This is a genomic window from Mycobacterium paraffinicum (assembly GCF_025822865.1).
GTDB lineage: Bacteria > Actinomycetota > Actinomycetes > Mycobacteriales > Mycobacteriaceae > Mycobacterium > Mycobacterium paraffinicum.
Genome location: NZ_JACKUR010000025.1, coordinates 107518 through 126086, shown reverse-complemented (window position 1 = coordinate 126086; position 18569 = coordinate 107518). Strand labels below are relative to the sequence as shown.

The window sequence follows — 18569 nt, the reverse complement described above, 5'->3', positions numbered from 1 at the left end:
CACTCGAAGAAGTGATCGACTGGATACGTCACGTGGACGTTCCACCTATTGAGAGCAAGTTTGTCCCTGGGGCCTCTGAGGTTGAGCGGCGGCGGTTGGCAGCGCTTGGTGGGCTGGTTAGAGCTCTTACCTCCGCGCGGGCTCTGCGGCCGTGGCCTCACGACTTGATCAGCTGGATAGATTCCGGGCCTTCCGTCCCGAGGAAAATCGTCGCTTCGGCCAAGGCCTATCTGGTGGATGATCCAGACGCGGTCCTAGCAGATCTTTATGCACGACTCGTCTCAATAGAGAGTCGCCGACCTCTGGGCACCTTCTTCACACCCTCGCAAGAAGTGCAACTGATGCTTGACATGTGGGGTCAGCAGGATAGTCCGGCGAGCGTAATCGACGTCGGGGCTGGTGTCGGAGTTTTCACTGCCTTGGCGGCGAAAAAATGGCCGCGGGCCGATGTGTACGCCGTAGATATCAACCCGGTCACGCTAGGTCTGCTAGGCCTGAGGATGGCTGGCGTGAGCCCCATAGTGGAGTCCTCATCTGGGAAGTCCGGCATCCGGCTGATTCGAGATGATTTCGTCTCATGGATTAGCCACCATGGTGAGGAGACTCGCGCACCACGCTTGATATTGGGGAATCCTCCCTATACTCGAGCCCAGCTCTTGCCTATGGAAGATCGCATACGGCTTGCTGAAGTTTCAGACGGGTTGTGCGGCGCTCGGTCCAGCCTCTCGGCGTTGATCACTGCAATCTCCCTGCGTCACCTTGGTCCAGACGACGGCCTATGCTTGTTGCTGCCCGCGCAGTGGCTCGAGTCCCAATATGCACAACCTCTCCGAGACTATCTCGCACGCTTGAGGTTTCGTGGGATCGAGCTACGGCTCGTCGATTCGTGGAGGTTTCCTGACGCGCAGGTAGATGCGGTTGCGCTTCTTGTCGGCAGGGAACGACATGAGGAACAGCCATTTCACGTCGCGACATGGAGGTCCGACAAACTGCGGCGGATACGCCGAGGCGATCTCGTTGGTACTCAATGGCGTCGGCTTTTCACGGACGGGTCACGAGAAGATACCGTTGTCGCCGCTCGATCGGACTATTCCCTTTTGAGGGATTACTCCGTCGTGCGTCGCGGTGTGGCCACTGGCGCAAACGAGTTCTTCATCCTAAACAGAACGAAGGTAACTGAGAACCGGATTCCCGCGAGGCGACTCTTGCGACTCGCACGTCGGATTAGCGCTTTTGGTGACCGCCTTGATGACAAGGCGTTCGAGGCGCAGGAAGAATCAGAGAAGCGTTGGCTGCTTAACGTGACCGTTAGACATCGCACCGAGGGGAGTGCAGTCGACTCGTATCTGTCGAGAGGGGAGGCGGCCGGATTCGACAGCCGCTTCCTATGTGCACAGAGGAAGAGCGCCTGGTACGACCTTAGTCATGACTTAGTCGTACCGGATGTGATCATCGGCCCAATGACGCGCGGTGCTGTCAGAGTCGTTGAGAACCTGGCGGGGTGTGCTATCGCCAACAACCTGTACGGGTGGCGCTGGCATGAAGAAGTTCCGCCTTCTGTCCGCAGACGTATTCTGCGTTGGTTACGAAGCGACTCCGGGCAAGGCGCATTGCTGCGACTGGCTCGTCAGCAAGGCGACGGTTTAATCAAGCTTGAACCACGCGCGCTGGCGACGCTGCCTATACCTGCTGAAGTGGCGACTGCTCCTCGAACATTGCTCTAGACGGCCGGCGGAATGTCATCGAACAACACCGAGGCGGGCAAGTGCAGCTGTGCCTCCGTCCATCGACCGCTTCTGTCTTCAGGAACGTAGGGGTACAGGGACTGAGCTCGACACCAGCCGACTACCTCGATGTCGTTTTCATTGACCCTTCTGCAAGCGACCAATGCCCACTCGGAGTCGCGACGACCGGTATCGAACTCATTGCGGCTGAGAAAGAAATCGAACGTTGCTGATGGCTTCGAGCGCGTGGTCTTGACTTCCAAGTGCCGCGCCTTGCCCGTGATCATAGGCGCGAGCACGTCGTACCCAAGGCTATCGTCAAGGACACTCACTTGTTGCACATGAGCTGAAAGGTCATGCCGCCCAAGGCTCTTCAGATCCTCCCTACATCGTCGAACTATCTCAAGCTCCCCCTTTAGCCCGGTCTCAACGGCGTCCGCATTGTTGAACCGCTGTGCGAGGATCCGTCTCAGGAAGGCGACAGCATCGGCATCATTGAGTGAGGCAAGTATTCGCAGACGTGCACTGGGCCGGATGCGACCATCGTCCGTGTGTTCTAGGAGGGATGCATTTGTTAGCACGCTCTCGCCTACTAGCAGATCGCCACTGCGGTGCTGCCCTTGACTCGGTATCAGTCTGTAGGACTCGCGTGCATCATCAGCTGTATTGCCCTCGGAATCTATGATTCGGGCAACTCGGACCGCGGCGAGCAACTGATGATCGGTAAAGCTCATACTTCGCCGGCGCGGTTATCCGGTAGTCCCCGACTGAGGTGGTCCAAGACTTCGGTTAGATCAAGGGTGTCGTCGAGCGGCTCACCGACTTCTTCATCATCGGGTAGAGCCATCTCAACTAAGTGTTGATCGTTGAGCAATGTTGCTAATCTCCGCGCCTTATCGGCAACGCGGTTGTTGATTCGTTCGTCGATGCTTCCTTCACTGCATAGCAACGTAATTCGAGTATCTACGTCGGGTTCGAGACCCAAGCGATGTATTCGATCGAGAGATTGCAGGTACTGGCCAGCGTTGAACGTACGATCGATGTATATGGCGTCATGGCATTCGCGGTGCAGGCTGACGCCCTCTGACATTGCTGCCGGATTGGCCAACAAGACTAAGCAGCTGTCGTCGTGGCGAAAGCGCTCGATCTCTCGTTCTCTCGTGCGGACACCGGGGGGTGCATCCTCAGCGCTAGGAACTGCACCATAGACCAGGGCAGGTCGTAAACCCGCTAGGTTTCGTTCGAGGTCCAGTAGATTTCCGGGAAAGTTAGACCACACCAATGTTTTTCGGCCTCGTTGTGCGTTTGCGTGAACGATACGCATCGCGCGCTGGATCTTCGCTGGAATCTCGTGGTCGGCGTAACTGTCGATCAGCCTGGCCAACCTGGTGCCTGCTGGCACGGCAAGCGAAGGAAACCTGTAAGCACGAGCCGCATCCGCGTTGGCGCTTAGTAGACGAGGACTGGAAGCTGCTTGAAGCAGATACATCGTTACCTCGCCCATCTGCGCGAACATTGCTGCATCACGCCGATCAAGATCCAACATGCCCGCGTAGCGACTTAACATGGCGTCGTAGATATCCTGCTGCAGCTCAGTCATCGGAACGCGGTCGATGATGATGATGGGATCGCGAAGTCCGAGCTCCACCTTGGTCGTTCGAGCATAAAGGGGAGCGATAATTCTGTTCATGTCTCGCATGGCGTTTGGCGGCGGATCGTTTCGTAACGCCGCCGGCGGAAGCATTTGTCTCGCGACCCCACCCGGCCAAAGGATGTCGAGAATCGTTGCCAGATCACGTGGATGGTTCGGTGCAGGGGTACCAGTCAGTACGTCGCGCCTAATCGCAAATGGTGCGAGAGACAGCACGGCACTGCCCCATTCACCCACCATCCCCCGTTTGGCGCGGTGCGCCTCATCGAGGACAAGGTGGGTTCTGTTCTGAAGAAGCATGTTAGTGAGGTCGGGAAGGGCCGTGGGAAGCCGGTGGTAATTCACCAGGACTACGTCCGTGTCTGGAACGGGGCCATTACTGAATCGTCCGATTGTCAGCGGCGGGTCAAGGACTTCAGCCGCATCCTCCTCCCATGCACCGAAAGCCGAGAGTGGAGCTATTACGAGCAATCGTGTGCACCGTCCTGCCGCGCGTTCGCGCGCGTGCAGAACATAGGCTACGGTCGTTTTGCCCGATCCAGGAACGGAGAAATTTGCGCCGTGTCTCAGGTTGGAAAGGATTTCGAAGTCCCGTTGCTGGAAACGGCGCAGTTCCCGCCGTAACCGGCGTGCACCGTCATGGTCATGGCCGGGCTCGTCAAAAGGCTCGGGTGTTCGCCGCAAGGCCAGAGTGAGAGCGCGCTGATCGTCTCTGCTTCGAGCGAGTAGTTCCCGTATACCGTCGTCTGGTTGAAGCCCGACCATTACTTCTCGAAGGAGGCCAAGTAATGCGATTCGTTCGCGCAGAAAGCGTTCCGGTTGAACAAGAAGCGGCTGGCCCGGCGGAGGAGTCTCACCGGCTAAGAGAAGCGAGATGCGATACCACTCGCCCAACCCGACGCCTTCGGCACGCACGACAACTTGGAGGGGCGCTCCTTCTAGGCTGAGGTGAAGCAATGGCCCTTCAGTCATCGGTGCCAGAGTCGTTCTCGGCTTCCTGAAGTGCATCAGAGACCTCTTCAAGAAGGTCGCGAACCTCATCGACCAAAATCAGCACATCCTCACGGAGGGGCTGAAATTCAGCACGATCGCCGACTTCGTCGATCCCTTCGAGCGCTTCACGAAGTCCCGTTCGAGCTTGGGTTAGACCATATAGTGGCCTTTGTAACCTACTGCCCGCTAACGACTTTCGCTTCCGGGCTTCGAGGCCACGATTGATGCTTCCAATTAGAACGTCTTTGACGTCGGCAGCTGGTACGACTGCACCGTTTGTGAGTTCGAGGTCCGCGTCGCCGGCTTCCATTGCCGCCACGGATAGGTTGAGAAGATTTTGGACGGCGACGGCGTCAGCATCGGGGGGTGGGGCAGGTTCATCGCCGAGAATGTCGAGGCCCGGTGGCTGCTCGGCATCGCTTCGCGCGGGCGGTTCAGTCGGTATCGCTGCGTTACTGGCTATGATCGTGGCGATGTCGTCGCCGTCGGCCAGGTCCGGCAGAACTTCTGTCTCGATCCATTCCCCTGCGGCATGCCGGAGCTTGTGAACGGAGCTGAAGCCGAGTATGTACGCGATCAACCATCGCTGAATCGCGAGATCTCCGGCTGGCCTGCCATCTCTTGCGTCGATCTCTCGCACGTTCCCTAACAGCTCGAGCCAGTTCTGCCTCTGGTCGCGCTCACTTATGAATGCGGAAAGGGGAAGTGGTGGATCGGTCAGTCTGCGGGCTCGTTCCATGAGGTCGAGAACTTCGCGCAGATCACCGATGCGGCCCGCACGCGTCCTCAGACGTTTGGCGATCGCAGCATCTGACAGCCCAGCGCCTTCGTGAAGCTTTCTCAGCATCATGAGCTCGCTGACGAGGTTGTACTCGTCTTTGTGCTCGCGCTGCTTTTGGAGGATGCTCTCGAGCTCAAGCTCCTCGGGCTCAGTGACGTCGCTGGGAAGGACCGCCACACGTATGGTGGATGTCGTAATGCGTCCTTCGGCGTGCAGCTCACGCAGAAGAACACAACGCGTGTTCGCGTTGATGAGTTTGCCCTTACGGGTGATTACTCCGGGCTGATCCTGACCGTCGACCAGGCTCTCCTTCAAATCGTCGGCCTGACGATGCGCATTACGGACGAGCTCCGTGACAATATGCTGGGCCTCGGGAGAGTTAGGGTCTGCCTTGACCAGATCAACTTGCGGATGTTCTGCAAGAGCTGGGGCGATTCGGAAGCTGTCGGCGTTCAGGACGGGCAGGTCGAGCGGGATCTCGAGCACTTCGAGCAACATGCCGCCCCGGAGCGGAACGCGCAAAGTGTCTTTCGTGCCTTGGTGGCCGGAGTACTGGCTGAGCGCTTGGGCGATGTGCTGTTCTCGACTGGAATCTGTCACCTAATCACCCTCCCGTTTCCTTCCGTCGCCGACTCTACCGAGCACCATGGACACGGCACTGGATTGACATGTCAGTGCGCGACATGTCGGTGTGCCCGCCGATCACGCGCGAGAACGTCGCCGTCGGCTAAACGGTGTGGGCGAGGTCGACTTGGGTGTGGCAGCATGGGAGACCGCCACGACATGGTCTACGCGCAGGCGCGGGTATCAGGCCACGAGGTTTTCGATCCTGGCCTCGTTACAGTTTCCACGTGAGCTCTGCGGCGTTAGGGCACTGGACTCAGGAGCGCATTTTGCGTATCCGACAGCTCACCGACGCTCACGCGATGGTAGGTGGTCCCGCACCAGGGCGGCGCACCACGACTCAGGCCATCAATTGGGCGCTGGTGGTGATTCTTTGTTCGGAGCTACAGGGATACTTCCGTGAGCTGCATGATGAGAGTGCAGATTTTCTTGCTCAGCGCGTCGCAAGGGGCAGGTTTGCCTACTTCTCACTGGTCCGCAATGGGTTCACGGAAAATCGGCAACTGGACAGGGTCAACGCCAAACCCGAAAGTATCCAGTCAGACTTCAACCGCTTAGGTATTGATCTATGGACCGAAATCGAGGCTCGCGTGCCGTCGGGCCGGCATTGGCGATTGCAGCTCAGCCGACTCAATCAAGCGCGCAACGCGATTGCGCACAATAACCCTGCCACGCTGGCGGCCCTTGCAGGACAAGGCTATCCGCTTACGCTTCAAACGGTGAATTCTTGGCGCGCTGCTTGTGTGGGGGTCACACGGAACGCAGATAAGGTTGTCTCTGACAGGCTGTATCAGACGACAGGAATGCGACCGTGGTAAATCAGCACGGCGAACCGGGCGTCGGCGATCGAGTTATGGTCTCCTGGGGCCTAGAGGAAGCTTACGGAGAAATTGTCGAGGTCTACAGCACAGGACTCGGACCTCGCGCCCAAGTACGCTTGCTGGACGATCCCGAAGGACCCACCGTGGTGCTGCCGCTTGACTCCCTGACACCAGCATCACTCCGCGAAGACATTGATGAGATCGAAACAGCTGCCGCCAGCCAGGCCTACGAACGAAGCGTCGACTCAGCACTCGATCGCATCATTCCGACACTGAGCCGCCTCCATCCTGAAATTCGTGTGCGTCGCTTCTACGATTTAAACTTCGACTCTGCCGCGGATTTTGAACTCAGATTCGACAAGCGCCGCGTGCTAATTGATGCCAAGCACTATCGCCGTCCTGAAATTCTGGTGTCGACCGATATGGTTTTGACTGTCGCGGGGTTGACTGATGCGTCTACCGGTGCACTCTTAGTCTCGAATTCACGTCTCGCCCCAACCGCTTTCCAACGGCTTGAACAACTCTGGGACTCCCGAATGCGAGTTTGGTTCGCGCAGTGGCGCACCCAACGAGACGACAAACAGTTGCGGGCCGCGCTTATCAAGTTCATCGAAAACTGGCGATAGGATCTTGGCAGCAAAGATCAGCGGCTTATATGCCTGTGCTGTTGACTTAGGGTCGATTGGCTTCGGTTAGCGGGTCAAGCCCGATCGCCGTGCTTCTCTCTCCGCGCTGATGTCTGTAACTTCTCGTAGGCGGGCACGAGCTAGGCCATGCATGATTACGGACCGGCCCAATGGAACGATCTGCAACACGCCCATCAGAAACAACACCATAAGTGCGCCGAAAAGCCAGATCTCCAAGCCATGCGCTAGAAGGGGCGCGAACGCGCGATAGGCCACGGCCCCGACGACGGCACTGACCTGGATACCGAGCGCAAGCATAAACGGCGACAAGAAGGCCAAAATTCCGTCGCGCGTCTCGTTCAGCATCCGCAAGTAGGTCTCGGAAAGAAGGGCGACAACCAACGCCAGCGCAGCAAACACAACTCCAAGCAGCGCTGAAGTCAGCGACAGAACATCGCCAGCGATTGAGATCCGAGTATTAAGCCCGGTGTGCCTTTCCAGGTATGTGCCTGCCATGGATCCAACGACCAGGCACCCTCCTAGCTCCACCGTCGCGAAGTCAGTGAGGCGAAGGCGTCCCATTGATCCCAGAAACCCGACTCGACGCCGCAACTCACCCATTTTTTGACCTCCCAAGCGCTCGCTCGACTGCCGCGCGGACGCCTTCAGCTGCACTGTCCCACGTTGGTCCGACAGCCTCGACGGACTCGGTCAAGAGGTTCCGGCGCTGGTCAAACTTGACCTTCCGGCTTCCCCGCCTGCCCCTGCCAACGATATACCCGAACGCGGCACCTGCGGCTGCCATGAAGGCGAGTGACACTGGGTCATGCAGCAATCCGGCTTTGTCGATCCCGACAGCCGGATCCTGCGCCACAACGCGGTCTGAAATCTTCTGCGATTTCAGCCGGTCCATACGTTCAAGCAACTCTCGGAATTCATCCTCGGCATCCGGGTTAGGCCTCTCGAAAACAAACTCCAACGAAGTCACCGCGTCGGTGCGTTCCAGCCAGGATCTAAATCCGGCCGTGTCACCCACCGCATCAACGGCCCACGCCACAGTGGGAAAATCCTCCGTCCGCCGGGCCTCGGCAATATTGAGCATCTGTTCCAGGACTGAACTCAGAACCTGTGGTTCGAACGAAGGATGCTTCAAAATGCCGATGTAACGTCGCTCTGCCTCGAACCAAAACGGGGCAGCAGCAGAGGCTTCGTCGGCAACTACGGTGTCCACCCATGCTCTGGCACCTGCATCCCAGACAATGGCCAATTGTTCGCCAGAGCGGGACCATCCGATCCGTCCGCGAAGGCTACGGTCTGTCTCGTTTCTCTCGACGTTGCCTACGCGCCACTCGCGTTTGTGCGCCCTCCCCGTGGTGACCTCTGGCGCAGCGTTGAGATTTTGAAATAGGTGGTCCAAGACGTCAGGCAGCGGCTCGGCATCGTCGAACAAAGTCCCCGCAGGACGCCGATTGACGCGATAGATCCAGACCAGCAGGTTTTTTCTTGCAAACCAAGGTCTTTCTTCTGGGTCGGCCTTGGGAGTCTCAGCCTCCGGACTCGAATCTGGCATTGCTTATTTCCTCAGGTCCATTTCGAGCACCATACAAGGCTGCGCAAAGGATCAGGCGCAACGCCGTGAGGCGCCATGAACTGGGCCCCCCGGTCGGTACCCACGATGTAGCCAAGCGCTAAACGAGTGCCGAGTAGCAACGGGCACGGATCGCACGTATATATCGCACATTCACAGGAGGGTGGCGGGCGAAAAATCCCTCTGACCTGCGAAAGATCGTCTGCGCCCGGCGGGATTCGAACCTGCCGACCCGGCGTGTTGTCTAGGGTGCATTACCTCAACATTCCTGCCAAGGACAGAGGCTGCACCGCACCCGGGTGCACCGTGCCCGGCTACCTCTCCGAGGTCCACCACGTCACCGACTATGCGAAATCACTGCGCACCGACATCGACAACCTCACCTTCGCCTGCGGACCGCATCACCGGATGCTCAAACCCGGCGGCTGGACCACCCGCAAAAACACCAAACACGACACCCAATGGATCCCACCCCCACCCCATCTCGACCACGGCCGACCCCGCACCAACACCTTCCACCACCCCGAAAAGCTGTTACGGGATGAGGATGATGACGATGCGCCGTAGTTACCCGGACAGCGTCGCCCGGATGCACACGGTGACGTAGGGCAACGCCAGGCCAGTCGAATTCGCCAGCGCCGGATGGGTGGCCAGCAACTCGCGCACCTGCTCCAGTGTCCTGGTGCGGACCTCGGTCGGCGAGGTGATGCAGTAGCTGCGTGATGCGACCAGGTCGATCAGGGCTTGCGGCGTAAGGTAATTCGTCCACTCGACCTGGTGGCGCTCCGGCTCGGTGAACGACTCGGACAGCGTGACGTCGAAACGGCCCCGGTCGCCGTCGGAGCCGATGATGTCGCCCAACTCCCGCACCCAGCCCAGCCGCTCGTCACGGGTGTTCCACACCAGGCCCAGCCGACCGCCCGGGCGCAGCACGCGGGCTATCTCGGGAATGGCGCGCTCGGGATCCACCCAGTGCCACGCCTGCGCGACCAGCACGACGTCGACGCTGTTGTCCGGCAACGGGATTCCCTCCGCGGTGCCCAACAGCGCCCGCGTCTCCGGCAGGGAGGTGCGCAACACTTCCAGCATGTCGGGAATCGGGTCGACGGCCACCACGTCCAGCCCGCGCTCCACCAGCCGGGTGGTCAGCTTGCCGGTACCCGCACCCAGGTCCAGCACCTGGCGCGCGCCGCGTGGCAACAGCCAGTCGATGGCCTCCGGGGGATAGGACGGGCGCCCCCGCTCGTAGGCCGCGGCCGCCGAACCGAACGACAGGGAGCGGTCGTGGCGAGAGCGCGTCACCGCCGACACGCGCCTTCGCCGTCCGACGAGTCGGCCAAATCCAACGTCTTGCGGATCAGCACGCCGACCGCATCGGATTCCACCAGGAAGCCGTCGTGCCCGCAGATGGATTCGACAACCTGCAGACCGCTGCAGCCGGGCAGCAGCTCGGCGAGCTCCTCCTGCAGCCGCAGCGGGTAGAGCCGGTCGGAGGTGATGCCGCCGACGACGGCCGGCACCGGGCAACCGCTTAGGGCCTTGCGCACCCCGCCGCGGCCGCGGCCGACGTCGTGGCTATTGAGCGCCTCGGTCAGCGTCACGTAGCTGCCCGCGTCAAAGCGGGTCAGCAGTTTGTCGCCCTGATGCTCCAGGTAGCTCTGCACGGCATACCGGCTGTCTTCGGCGCCCTGCTTGTCGTTGCTGAACCGGGTGTCGAGCTCGGCTTCCCCGCGGTAGGTCAGGTGGGCGAAGCGGCGGGCGATGGTCAGGCCGGTGTCCGGTGTGCGGCCGGTGCCGTGGTAGTCGCCGCCCTGCCAGTTCGGGTCGGCCTTGATGGCCGCGATCTGCGTGGTCTGCGTGCCGATCTGGTCCGCGGTCGCCCGCGCACCGACGGCCAGCAGCAGGCCGGCCCGGACGCGGCTGGGGTGACCGACCATCCATTCCAAAGCCCGTGCGCCGCCCATGGATCCGCCGACCACGGCGGCCACCTCGTCGATCCCGAGCGCTGCCAGCGCGGCGATGTCGGCCTCCACCTGGTCGCGCACCGAAATCATCGGAAACCGTGAGCCCCAAGGCTTTCCGTCCCGGGCCAGCGAGCTCGGCCCGGTCGAACCGCGGCAACCGCCCAGCACGTTGGTGGCCACGGCGCACCAGCGGTCCGTGTCGATCGGCGCGCCAGGCCCGGCCACCCCTTCCCACCAGCCGCCGGTGGGATGCCCCGGTCCGGCGGGGCCGGTGATGTGCGAGTCGCCGGTCAGCGCGTGCAGCACGACCACCACGTTGTCGCGGGTCGGCGACAGCTCACCCCAGCGCTGAACCGCGATGCACACATCCTCGATCACCGCGCCGCTCTCGGTGGTCAGCGAGCCGATGTGCACCAGGCCGATCTCGCCTTCGGCGGGCAGCGTCTGGGTTCCGACGTCGGAGATCGTCATCGCCGGGGTCCTTAGAACGCCGCCACGGCTTGCGGGTCGGCGCCCGAGGTCTGCGCGTCCGCACCGTACTTGCGCGCCGCGGCGAACCCGAGCTCCAGGTCGGCCAGGATGTCGTCGATGCCCTCGATGCCGACGGCCAGCCGCACCAGTCCCGGGCTGACCCCGGTGCTCAGCTGCTCGGCCGGGCTCAGCTGCGCGTGGGTGGTGGACGCCGGGTGGATCACCAGCGAACGCACATCGCCGATGTTCGCGACGTGGCTATGCAGCTTCAGGGCGTTCACGAACGCCTTGCCGGCCTCGACGCCGCCGGCCAGCTCGAACGCCAGCACCGCGCCGGTTCCCTTGGGCGCCAGCTTCTTTGCGCGCTCGTGCCACGGCGAGCTTGGCAGGCCGGCGTAGTTGACCGACAACACGCCGTCGTGGCCGGCCAGGTACTCGGCCACGCGCTGCGCGTTCGCGACGTGGCGCTCCATGCGCAGGCTCAGCGTTTCGATGCCCTGGGCCACCAGAAAGGCGTTGAACGGCGAAGCGGCGGAACCGAGGTCGCGCAGCAGTTGCACACGCGCCTTCAGCGCATACGCCGGCGGGCCGAGCTCGGCGAACACCACGCCGTGATAGCTCGGGTCGGGTGTGGTGAATCCGGGGAAGCGGCCCTGCGTCCAGTCGAAGGTGCCGCCGTCGACGATGACACCGGCGATCGCCGAGCCGTGCCCGCCGAGGTACTTGGTGGCCGAGTGCACCACGATGTCCGCGCCGTGCTTGAACGGCTGGATCAGGTAGGGCGTGGCGATGGTGTTGTCGACGATCAGCGGTATCCCGTTGGCGTGGGCGACGCCGGCCACCCCGGGGATGTCCAGCACGTCGATCTGCGGATTCGAGATGGTCTCGCCGAAGAACGCCTTGGTGTTCGGTCGCACGGCGGCCTGCCAGGAGTCCAGGTCGTCGGGGTCGTCGACGAAGCTGACCTCGATGCCGAGCTTGGCCAGCGAATAGTGGAACAGGTTGTACGTGCCGCCGTAGAGCCGCGGGCTGGAGACGATGTGATCCCCGGCACACGCGAGGTTCAGCATGGCGAAGGTCTCAGCGGCCTGCCCGGAGCTCAGGAAGAGCGCGGCCACACCGCCCTCGAGCGCGGCGATGCGTTGCTCGACGACGTCGGTGGTCGGGTTGCCGATCCGGGTGTAGATGTTGCCCGGAACTTCCAACCCGAACAGCGCGGCGGCGTGGGTGGTGTCGTCGAACGTGTAGGACGTGGTCTGGTAGATCGGCAGGGCGCGGGCGTTGGTCGCCGGGTCCGGTTGCTGACCGGCGTGCACCTGCTTGGTCTCGAACGACCAGCGGGCGGTCGGGTCGGCGTCGTCGTTGCTGGTGGTGCTGTTGTCGGGGCTCACGTGAGTTTGCTTTCTGCTTCGAGATCGGCGAATCGGGTATCGGGGTTGCGGGTTAGCAGCGCGACACGATTCGACACATGGGCCGATCCGAAGGAGCTGGATATGTGCACATCACGTCTTCCCCTCTAGTCAGGGGTCCGTTATGGCGGACCCGCGCTTGCCGCGCAGCCTGTGGCTACTAGACCTGGTCATCACCCGGGGCACCCCACCGCGGTTGGAGGGTTGCCGGCCAGCAAGCCGGGGCTTGATGCTGGCACTCATGACCAATACGAAGATTAGCTTACTGTGCCGACTTCGTGCCAATGGCGGGTCGACACCTGGCCAAACACCCTTGATAACGTGGCAGGAAGAACGCTGAGCCCCCCAGAGATCTGACCGATATTCGAAGATTTGCCACGCCGGGAGAGGGACCGTGAGCGCCGAACAGCCGACCGTCATCTACACACTGACCGACGAGGCGCCGTTGCTGGCGACCTACGCGTTCCTCCCGATCGTGCGCGCCTTCGCGGAGCCGGCGGGCATCCAGATCAAGACCAGCGATATCTCCGTTGCCGCCCGGATCCTCGCCGAGTTCGGAGAACACCTGACCGAAGAGCAGCGGGTTCCGGACAACCTGGGGGAGCTGGGCAAGCTGACCAAGCTCGCCGACACCAACATCATCAAGCTGCCGAACATCAGCGCCTCGGTGCCCCAGCTGATCGCCGCCGTCAAGGAGCTGCAGGGCAAAGGCTTCAAGATTCCGGACTTCCCGCAGAGTCCGAAGACCGACGAGGAGAGGGAAATCCGCGCCCGCTACGGCAAATGTCTGGGCAGCGCGGTCAACCCGGTTCTGCGGGAAGGCAACTCGGACCGGCGCGCGCCGAAGGCCGTCAAGGAGTACGCGCGCAGGCATCCGCACAGCATGGGGGAGTGGTCGCCCGCGTCGCGCACCCATGTCGCGACCATGCGGCACGGCGACTTCTACCACGGTGAGAAGTCGATGACGCTGGACCGCGCGCGCAACGTGAAGATGGTGCTGCAGACCAAGGGCGGGAAGACCCTCGAGCTCAAGCCCAAGGTCGAGCTGCGCGAAGGCGACGTCATCGACAGCATGTTCATGAGCAAGAAGGCCCTCGTCGAGTTCTACGAAGAACAGATGCAGGACGCCTACGAGACCGGCGTGATGTTCTCGCTGCACGTCAAGGCGACGATGATGAAGGTCTCGCACCCCATCGTCTTCGGCCACGCCGTCAAGGTCTTCTACAAGGACGCCTTCGCCAAGCATCAGGAGCTCTTCGACGAGCTCGGGGTCGACGTCAACAACGGGTTGGTCGATCTGTACAACAAGATCGAGTCGCTGCCCGCGTCACTGCACGAGGAGATCATCCGCGACCTGCACGCCTGCCATGAGCACCGCCCGGAGCTGGCGATGGTCGATTCGGCCAAGGGCATCACCAACTTCCATTCGCCCAGCGACGTGATCGTGGACGCGTCGATGCCGGCGATGATCCGCGCGGGCGGCAAGATGTGGGGCGCCGACGGGCGGCAGAAGGACACCAAGGCCGTCAACCCGGAGTCGACCTTCTCCCGCATCTACCAGGAGATCATCAACTTCTGTAAGACCCACGGACAGTTCGATCCGACGACGATGGGCACCGTGCCCAACGTCGGCCTGATGGCGCAGCAGGCCGAGGAGTACGGCTCGCACGACAAGACGTTCGAAGTTCCCGAGGACGGTGTCGCCGACATCGTCGACCTCGACACCGGGGAAGTCCTGCTCACCCAGAACGTCGAGGCCGGGGACATCTGGCGGATGCCCATCGTCACCGACGAAGCGATTCGCGACTGGGTCAAGCTGGCCGTCAACCGGGCGCGGAACTCGGGCATGACGGTGGTGTTCTGGCTTGACACCGAACGGCCGCACGAGGTCGAGCTGCGCAAGAAGGTCAAGGAATACCTCAAGGAGCACGACACCGAGGGCCTGGAGATCCAGATCATGCCGCAGGTGTGGGCGATGAGGTACACGCTGGAGCGCGCGATGCGCGGGCAGGACACCATCGCCGCGACCGGAAACATTCTGCGCGATTACCTCACCGACCTGTTCCCGATTCTGGAGCTGGGCACCAGCGCCAAGATGCTGTCCATCGTGCCGTTGATGGCCGGCGGCGGAATGTACGAAACGGGAGCGGGCGGTTCGGCGCCCAAGCACGTCCACCAACTGCTCGAGGAGAATCATCTGCGCTGGGATTCCCTCGGTGAATTCCTCGCTCTCGGAGCGTGTTTCGAAGACATCGGGATCAAGACCGACAACGGGCGCGCCAAGATACTGAGCAAGACGCTGGACGCGGCGATCGGCAAGCTGCTGGAGAACAACAAGAGCCCGTCGCGCAAGGCCGGCGAACTCGACAACCGCGGCAGCCAGTTCTATTTGGCGCTGTACTGGGCCCAAGAACTTGCGCAATCCGACGACGAAGAGCTGCGCGAGCATTTCGCCGCGCTGGCCAAGTCGTTGGGCGACAACGAGGACACCATCGTGGCCGAGCTCGCCGAGGCGCAGGGCGAGTCGGTCGACATCGGTGGCTACTACTACCCGGACAGCGAGAAGACGACTGCGGTGATGCGGCCGAGCAAGACGTTCAATGAGGCGCTAGCCGCTTCGCAAGGCTCGTAGGGTTAAGGGCCGCAAAGAGAAAGTCGGGCTCGAGATGTCAGGCGAACACAAGATCAAAGTCAAGGGGCCCATCGTCGAGCTCGACGGTGACGAGATGACCCGCGTCATCTGGAAGTTCATCAAGGACCTGCTGATCCTGCCGCATCTCGACATCCACCTGGACTACTACGACCTGGGCATCGAAAACCGCGACCGCACCAACGACCAGGTGACGATCGACGCCGCGTACGCCATCAAGAGGCATGGGGTGGGCGTCAAGTGCGCCACCATCACCCCCGACGAGGCCCGCGTCTCCGAATTCAACCTGAAGAAGATGTGGCTGTCACCCAACGGCACGATCCGCAACATCTTGGGCGGCACCATCTTCCGCGAGCCGATCGTGATCTCCAACGTGCCGCGCCTGGTGCCCGGCTGGACCAAGCCGATCGTCATCGGCCGCCACGCGTTCGGCGACCAGTACCGGGCGACGAACTTCAAGGTCGACAAGCCGGGCACCGTCTCGATCACGTTCACACCGTCGGACGGCGGCAAGCCGATGGTGCACGAGGTGGTGTCTATCCCCGAAGACGGCGGTGTCGTGATGGGGATGTACAACTTCAAGGAATCCGTCCGGGATTTCGCGCGCGCCTCGCTGGCCTACGGCCTGAACGCCAAGTGGCCGGTGTACCTGTCCACCAAGAACACCATCCTCAAGGCCTACGACGGCATGTTCAAGGACGAGTTCCAGCGCATCTACGACGAGGAGTTCAAGGACAAGTTCGAGGCCGAGGGGCTGACCTACGAGCACCGGCTGATCGACGACATGGTGGCCGCGTGCCTCAAGTGGGAGGGCGGCTACGTGTGGGCCTGCAAGAACTACGACGGCGACGTCCAGTCCGACCTGGTCGCGCAGGGCTACGGATCGTTGGGGCTGATGACGTCGGTGCTAATGACCGCCGACGGCAAGACGGTCGAGGCCGAGGCCGCCCACGGCACCGTCACCCGGCACTTCCGGCAGTACCAGGCCGGCAAGCCGACGTCGACGAACCCGATCGCCTCGATCTTCGCCTGGACGCGTGGGCTGCAGCACCGCGGCAAGCTCGACCACACCCCGGAGGTGATCGAGTTCGCCCAGACGCTGGAAAACGTGGTGGTCGAGACGGTGGAGAGCGGGAAGATGACCAAGGACCTGGCCATCCTCATCGGCCCCGACCAGGAATGGCAGCAGAGCGAGGAGTTCCTCAACTCGATCGCCGAGAACCTGGAAAAGAAGCTGGCTAACTAGCCGACGGGTTGGCGCCCCGGCTTGCGGTGGTGCACTCGTCGAGGAACTCGGTGATCAGTTCGGCCACGCGCTCCGGCGCCTCGAACATCGGAATGTGCCCCACGCCGTCGAGCTCGGTGACCTGGTGGTCGTCGGGCAAATGGGTGGTGAAATGCCGGCTGAACCTGGGTGCGGGCACGATCCGGTCCTTCTCGCAGATCACCAGGTGCGCCGGGACGGCGTTGTCGGCCAGCTCCTGCAGGCCGTGCAGCAGCAGCGACTTGACCAGCAGCTGGAAGTAGGCCGGGCAGTGGGCGACGTCGTCGATGCAGCCGAGCAGTTGCGAGTCGCTGACCCCCTCCGGCGTTGCGCTGATCGCGTAGGTGGCCAGCTGGCGGCTGAACGGCAGGCGCATCACCTTCGGGCCGAACAGCCAGGCCAGCACCAGCAGCGGAATGCCCAGGATGAACTTGGCGATCACCTCGAACTTGGCCGGGCTCCAGCGCGTCCACCCGCCGGCCGGGGCGATGCCCATGACGCTGCGCGCCCGCCCGCGCCGCTCGAGCTCGAACGCGACCCAGCCGCCCAGCGAGTTGCCGACGATGTGGGCGGTGTCCCAGCCCAGCTCGTCCATCTGGTGCTCCACGTGGTCGGCCAGCACCGCCGAGGACAGGAACCAGGTCCCCGCCGGCGGCCCGCCATTGTGGCCGGCCATCGTCGGGGCGAAAACCTCATACCGCCCGGTGTCGGCCAACCGCCGGGCGACATCCTCCCAGACCGCCTGGGACAGCAGGAACGGGTGCAGCAATAGAACCGGCTGTCCCGAACCGAGGTGGATCGGCGGCCGCGTCCCCGTGTTGCTGTTCGTCCTCTTGCTCCCCATACCGCCGACACTAAAGGCGGTACCGCCGGTACCGCAAGCGAGCACAGCGCGAGCGCCCGGCTGGCCGCACTCTGGAAGGCGGGGGCCCGGCTGGCCGGGCGCTGGGCCGAAGCGGGCCGCGTGAAAAGATCGGTGCATCATGAGCACCGCTACCGGATCCCGCCGGATTTTCTCCGGCGTGCAGCCCACCTCCGATTCGCTTCACCTGGGGAACGCCTTGGGCGCCATCACCCAGTGGGTCGCGCTGCAGGACGATCACGAGCCCTTCTTCTGCGTGGTCGACCTGCACGCCATCACGATCCCGCAGGATCCCGACGCGCTGCGCCGCCGGACCCTGGCCACGGCCGCCCAATACCTGGCGCTGGGCATCGACCCCGCCCGCAGCACGATCTTCGTGCAGAGCCACGTGCCCGCGCACTCCCAGCTGGCCTGGGTGCTGGGCTGCTTCACCGGCTTCGGGCAGGCCTCGCGGATGACGCAGTTCAAAGACAAATCGGCCCGCCAGGGCGGCGACTCCACCACCGTGGGCCTGTTCACCTATCCGGTGTTGCAGGCGGCCGACGTCCTGGCCTACGACGCCGAGCTGGTGCCGGTGGGCGAGGACCAGCGCCAGCATCTCGAGCTGGCGCGCGACGTGGCGCAGCGGTTCAACAGCCGGTTCCCCGACACGTTCGTGGTTCCCGACCTGCTGATCCCCAAGGCCACCGCCAAGATCTACGACCTGCAGGACCCGACGTCGAAGATGAGCAAGTCGGCGGCCACCGACGCCGGCTTGATCAACCTGCTCGACGATCCCGCCGCGTCCGCGAAGAAGATTCGCTCGGCGGTCACCGACAGCGAGCGCGAGATCCGCTTCGACACCGATGCCAAGCCGGGCGTGTCCAACCTGCTGACCATCCAGTCCGCGGTCACCGGCGTCGGCATCGACAAGCTTGTGGAGGGTTACGCCGGACGGGGTTACGGCGACCTGAAGAAGGAGACCGCCGAGGCGGTCGTCGAGTTCGTCAGCCCGATCAAGGCCCGCGTCGACGAATTGCTGGCTGACCCAGCCGAATTGGAGGGGATCTTGGCGGCCGGGGCCCACCGGGCCGAGGATGTGGCCGGCGAAACCGTTCGGCGGGTCTACGATCGGTTAGGTTTCCTTCCGCAAGGAGGATGA

At 62.5% G+C, this 18569-nt stretch carries 16 protein-coding genes, 1 pseudogene and 1 riboswitch; of the genes and pseudogenes, 7 read left to right on the top strand and 10 right to left on the bottom strand.

What is annotated here, in order from left to right:
• Window positions 1–869: 869 nt before the first annotated feature.
• Window positions 870–1028, bottom strand: coding sequence for a hypothetical protein (locus H7J89_RS15075; RefSeq protein ID WP_264044482.1), 159 nt, complete (start codon window positions 1026–1028; stop codon window positions 870–872).
• Here H7J89_RS15075 and H7J89_RS26050 point away from each other — a divergent pair.
• Window positions 990–1724, top strand: coding sequence for a hypothetical protein (locus tag H7J89_RS26050; protein WP_504928406.1), 735 nt, complete (start codon window positions 990–992; stop codon window positions 1722–1724). The two genes, H7J89_RS15075 and H7J89_RS26050, sit on opposite strands and share 39 nt — an antisense overlap.
• Here the strand turns inward: H7J89_RS26050 and H7J89_RS15070 are convergent.
• The 3 genes from H7J89_RS15070 to H7J89_RS15060 are packed head-to-tail and all read right to left on the bottom strand — an operon-like array spanning window position 1721 to window position 5749.
• Entirely contained in the window at window positions 1721–2458 is a 738-nt protein-coding gene (locus H7J89_RS15070) for a protein NO VEIN domain-containing protein (protein ID WP_264044481.1), read from the bottom strand. The genes H7J89_RS26050 and H7J89_RS15070 overlap by 4 nt on opposite strands.
• The gene (locus H7J89_RS15065) at window positions 2455–4347 is read right to left on the bottom strand and encodes an SNF2-related protein (RefSeq protein WP_264044480.1); all 1893 of its coding nucleotides are present in this window, start codon (window positions 4345–4347) and stop codon (window positions 2455–2457) included. Before H7J89_RS15065 ends, H7J89_RS15070 begins: the two co-directional genes overlap by 4 nt.
• On the bottom strand, window positions 4340–5749 hold the full coding sequence (locus H7J89_RS15060) for a hypothetical protein (protein ID WP_264044479.1): 1410 nt from the start codon (window positions 5747–5749) through the stop codon (window positions 4340–4342). The genes H7J89_RS15065 and H7J89_RS15060 overlap by 8 nt, the downstream gene beginning before the upstream one ends.
• Before the next feature lie 251 nt (window positions 5750–6000).
• Here H7J89_RS15060 and H7J89_RS15055 point away from each other — a divergent pair, with 251 nt between their 5' ends.
• Both H7J89_RS15055 and H7J89_RS15050 read left to right on the top strand, forming a co-directional pair.
• Window positions 6001–6591 (top strand): hypothetical protein, encoded by a 591-nt coding sequence (locus H7J89_RS15055; protein WP_264044478.1) that lies wholly within the window; start codon window positions 6001–6003, stop codon window positions 6589–6591.
• Complete coding sequence (locus H7J89_RS15050) at window positions 6585–7220, top strand: hypothetical protein (protein ID WP_264044477.1); 636 nt, start codon at window positions 6585–6587, stop codon at window positions 7218–7220. Before H7J89_RS15055 ends, H7J89_RS15050 begins: the two co-directional genes overlap by 7 nt.
• 66 nt (window positions 7221–7286) lie before the next feature.
• On the opposite strand, the gene H7J89_RS15045 is transcribed toward H7J89_RS15050, so the two are convergent.
• Window positions 7287–7736 carry a hypothetical protein gene (locus H7J89_RS15045; RefSeq protein WP_264044476.1) on the bottom strand — a complete coding sequence of 150 codons (450 nt, stop codon included), beginning with the start codon at window positions 7734–7736 and terminating at the stop codon, window positions 7287–7289.
• Window positions 7737–7833: 97 nt separating this feature from the next.
• Complete coding sequence (locus tag H7J89_RS15040; RefSeq protein ID WP_264044475.1) at window positions 7834–8790, bottom strand: DUF4747 family protein; 957 nt, start codon at window positions 8788–8790, stop codon at window positions 7834–7836.
• A 288-nt stretch (window positions 8791–9078) separates the two neighbouring features.
• On the opposite strand from H7J89_RS15040, the pseudogene H7J89_RS15035 reads away from it, so the two are divergent.
• Window positions 9079–9375, top strand: a pseudogene (locus H7J89_RS15035) (HNH endonuclease signature motif containing protein); the annotation flags it as partial.
• Here H7J89_RS15035 and H7J89_RS15030 read toward each other — a convergent pair.
• The 3 genes from H7J89_RS15030 to H7J89_RS15020 are packed head-to-tail and all read right to left on the bottom strand — an operon-like array spanning window position 9376 to window position 12634.
• The gene (locus H7J89_RS15030; RefSeq protein WP_264044474.1) at window positions 9376–10110 is read right to left on the bottom strand and encodes a class I SAM-dependent methyltransferase; all 735 of its coding nucleotides are present in this window, start codon (window positions 10108–10110) and stop codon (window positions 9376–9378) included.
• On the bottom strand, window positions 10107–11243 hold the full coding sequence (gene metX, locus H7J89_RS15025) for a homoserine O-acetyltransferase MetX (RefSeq protein WP_264044473.1): 1137 nt from the start codon (window positions 11241–11243) through the stop codon (window positions 10107–10109). The genes H7J89_RS15030 and metX overlap by 4 nt, the downstream gene beginning before the upstream one ends.
• An 11-nt stretch (window positions 11244–11254) precedes the next feature.
• Window positions 11255–12634: a bifunctional o-acetylhomoserine/o-acetylserine sulfhydrylase gene (locus H7J89_RS15020; protein ID WP_264044472.1), complete on the bottom strand. Its 1380-nt coding sequence runs from the start codon at window positions 12632–12634 to the stop codon at window positions 11255–11257.
• Between the two features lie 148 nt (window positions 12635–12782).
• A riboswitch (SAM riboswitch) is annotated at window positions 12783–12899 on the bottom strand.
• A gap of 147 nt (window positions 12900–13046) precedes the next feature.
• Between H7J89_RS15020 and H7J89_RS15015 the strand changes: the two genes are divergently transcribed.
• Both H7J89_RS15015 and H7J89_RS15010 read left to right on the top strand, forming a co-directional pair.
• Window positions 13047–15284, top strand: coding sequence for an NADP-dependent isocitrate dehydrogenase (locus H7J89_RS15015; protein WP_264044471.1), 2238 nt, complete (start codon window positions 13047–13049; stop codon window positions 15282–15284).
• Between the two features lie 34 nt (window positions 15285–15318).
• Window positions 15319–16548: an NADP-dependent isocitrate dehydrogenase gene (locus tag H7J89_RS15010; RefSeq protein ID WP_264044470.1), complete on the top strand. Its 1230-nt coding sequence runs from the start codon at window positions 15319–15321 to the stop codon at window positions 16546–16548.
• Here H7J89_RS15010 and ephH read toward each other — a convergent pair.
• Window positions 16541–17410 carry an epoxide hydrolase EphH gene (ephH, locus tag H7J89_RS15005; protein ID WP_264044469.1) on the bottom strand — a complete coding sequence of 290 codons (870 nt, stop codon included), beginning with the start codon at window positions 17408–17410 and terminating at the stop codon, window positions 16541–16543. The two genes, H7J89_RS15010 and ephH, sit on opposite strands and share 8 nt — an antisense overlap.
• Before the next feature lie 139 nt (window positions 17411–17549).
• Here ephH and trpS point away from each other — a divergent pair, with 139 nt between their 5' ends.
• A complete protein-coding gene (gene trpS / locus H7J89_RS15000; protein ID WP_264044468.1) occupies window positions 17550–18569 on the top strand; it encodes a tryptophan--tRNA ligase in 1020 nt (339 codons plus the stop codon).

Coding starts and splice junctions, on each gene's coding strand:
- H7J89_RS15070 (WP_264044481.1), bottom strand. CDS start 2,458: ATGAGCTTTACCGATCATCAGTTGCTCGCCGCGGTCCGAGTTGCCCGA.
- H7J89_RS15065 (WP_264044480.1), bottom strand. CDS start 4,347: ATGACTGAAGGGCCATTGCTTCACCTCAGCCTAGAAGGAGCGCCCCTC.
- H7J89_RS15045 (WP_264044476.1), bottom strand. CDS start 7,736: ATGGCAGGCACATACCTGGAAAGGCACACCGGGCTTAATACTCGGATC.
- H7J89_RS15040 (WP_264044475.1), bottom strand. CDS start 8,790: ATGCCAGATTCGAGTCCGGAGGCTGAGACTCCCAAGGCCGACCCAGAA.
- metX (WP_264044473.1), bottom strand. CDS start 11,243: ATGACGATCTCCGACGTCGGAACCCAGACGCTGCCCGCCGAAGGCGAG.
- H7J89_RS15010 (WP_264044470.1), top strand. CDS start 15,319: ATGTCAGGCGAACACAAGATCAAAGTCAAGGGGCCCATCGTCGAGCTC.
- ephH (WP_264044469.1), bottom strand. CDS start 17,410: ATGGGGAGCAAGAGGACGAACAGCAACACGGGGACGCGGCCGCCGATC.
- trpS (WP_264044468.1), top strand. CDS start 17,550: ATGAGCACCGCTACCGGATCCCGCCGGATTTTCTCCGGCGTGCAGCCC.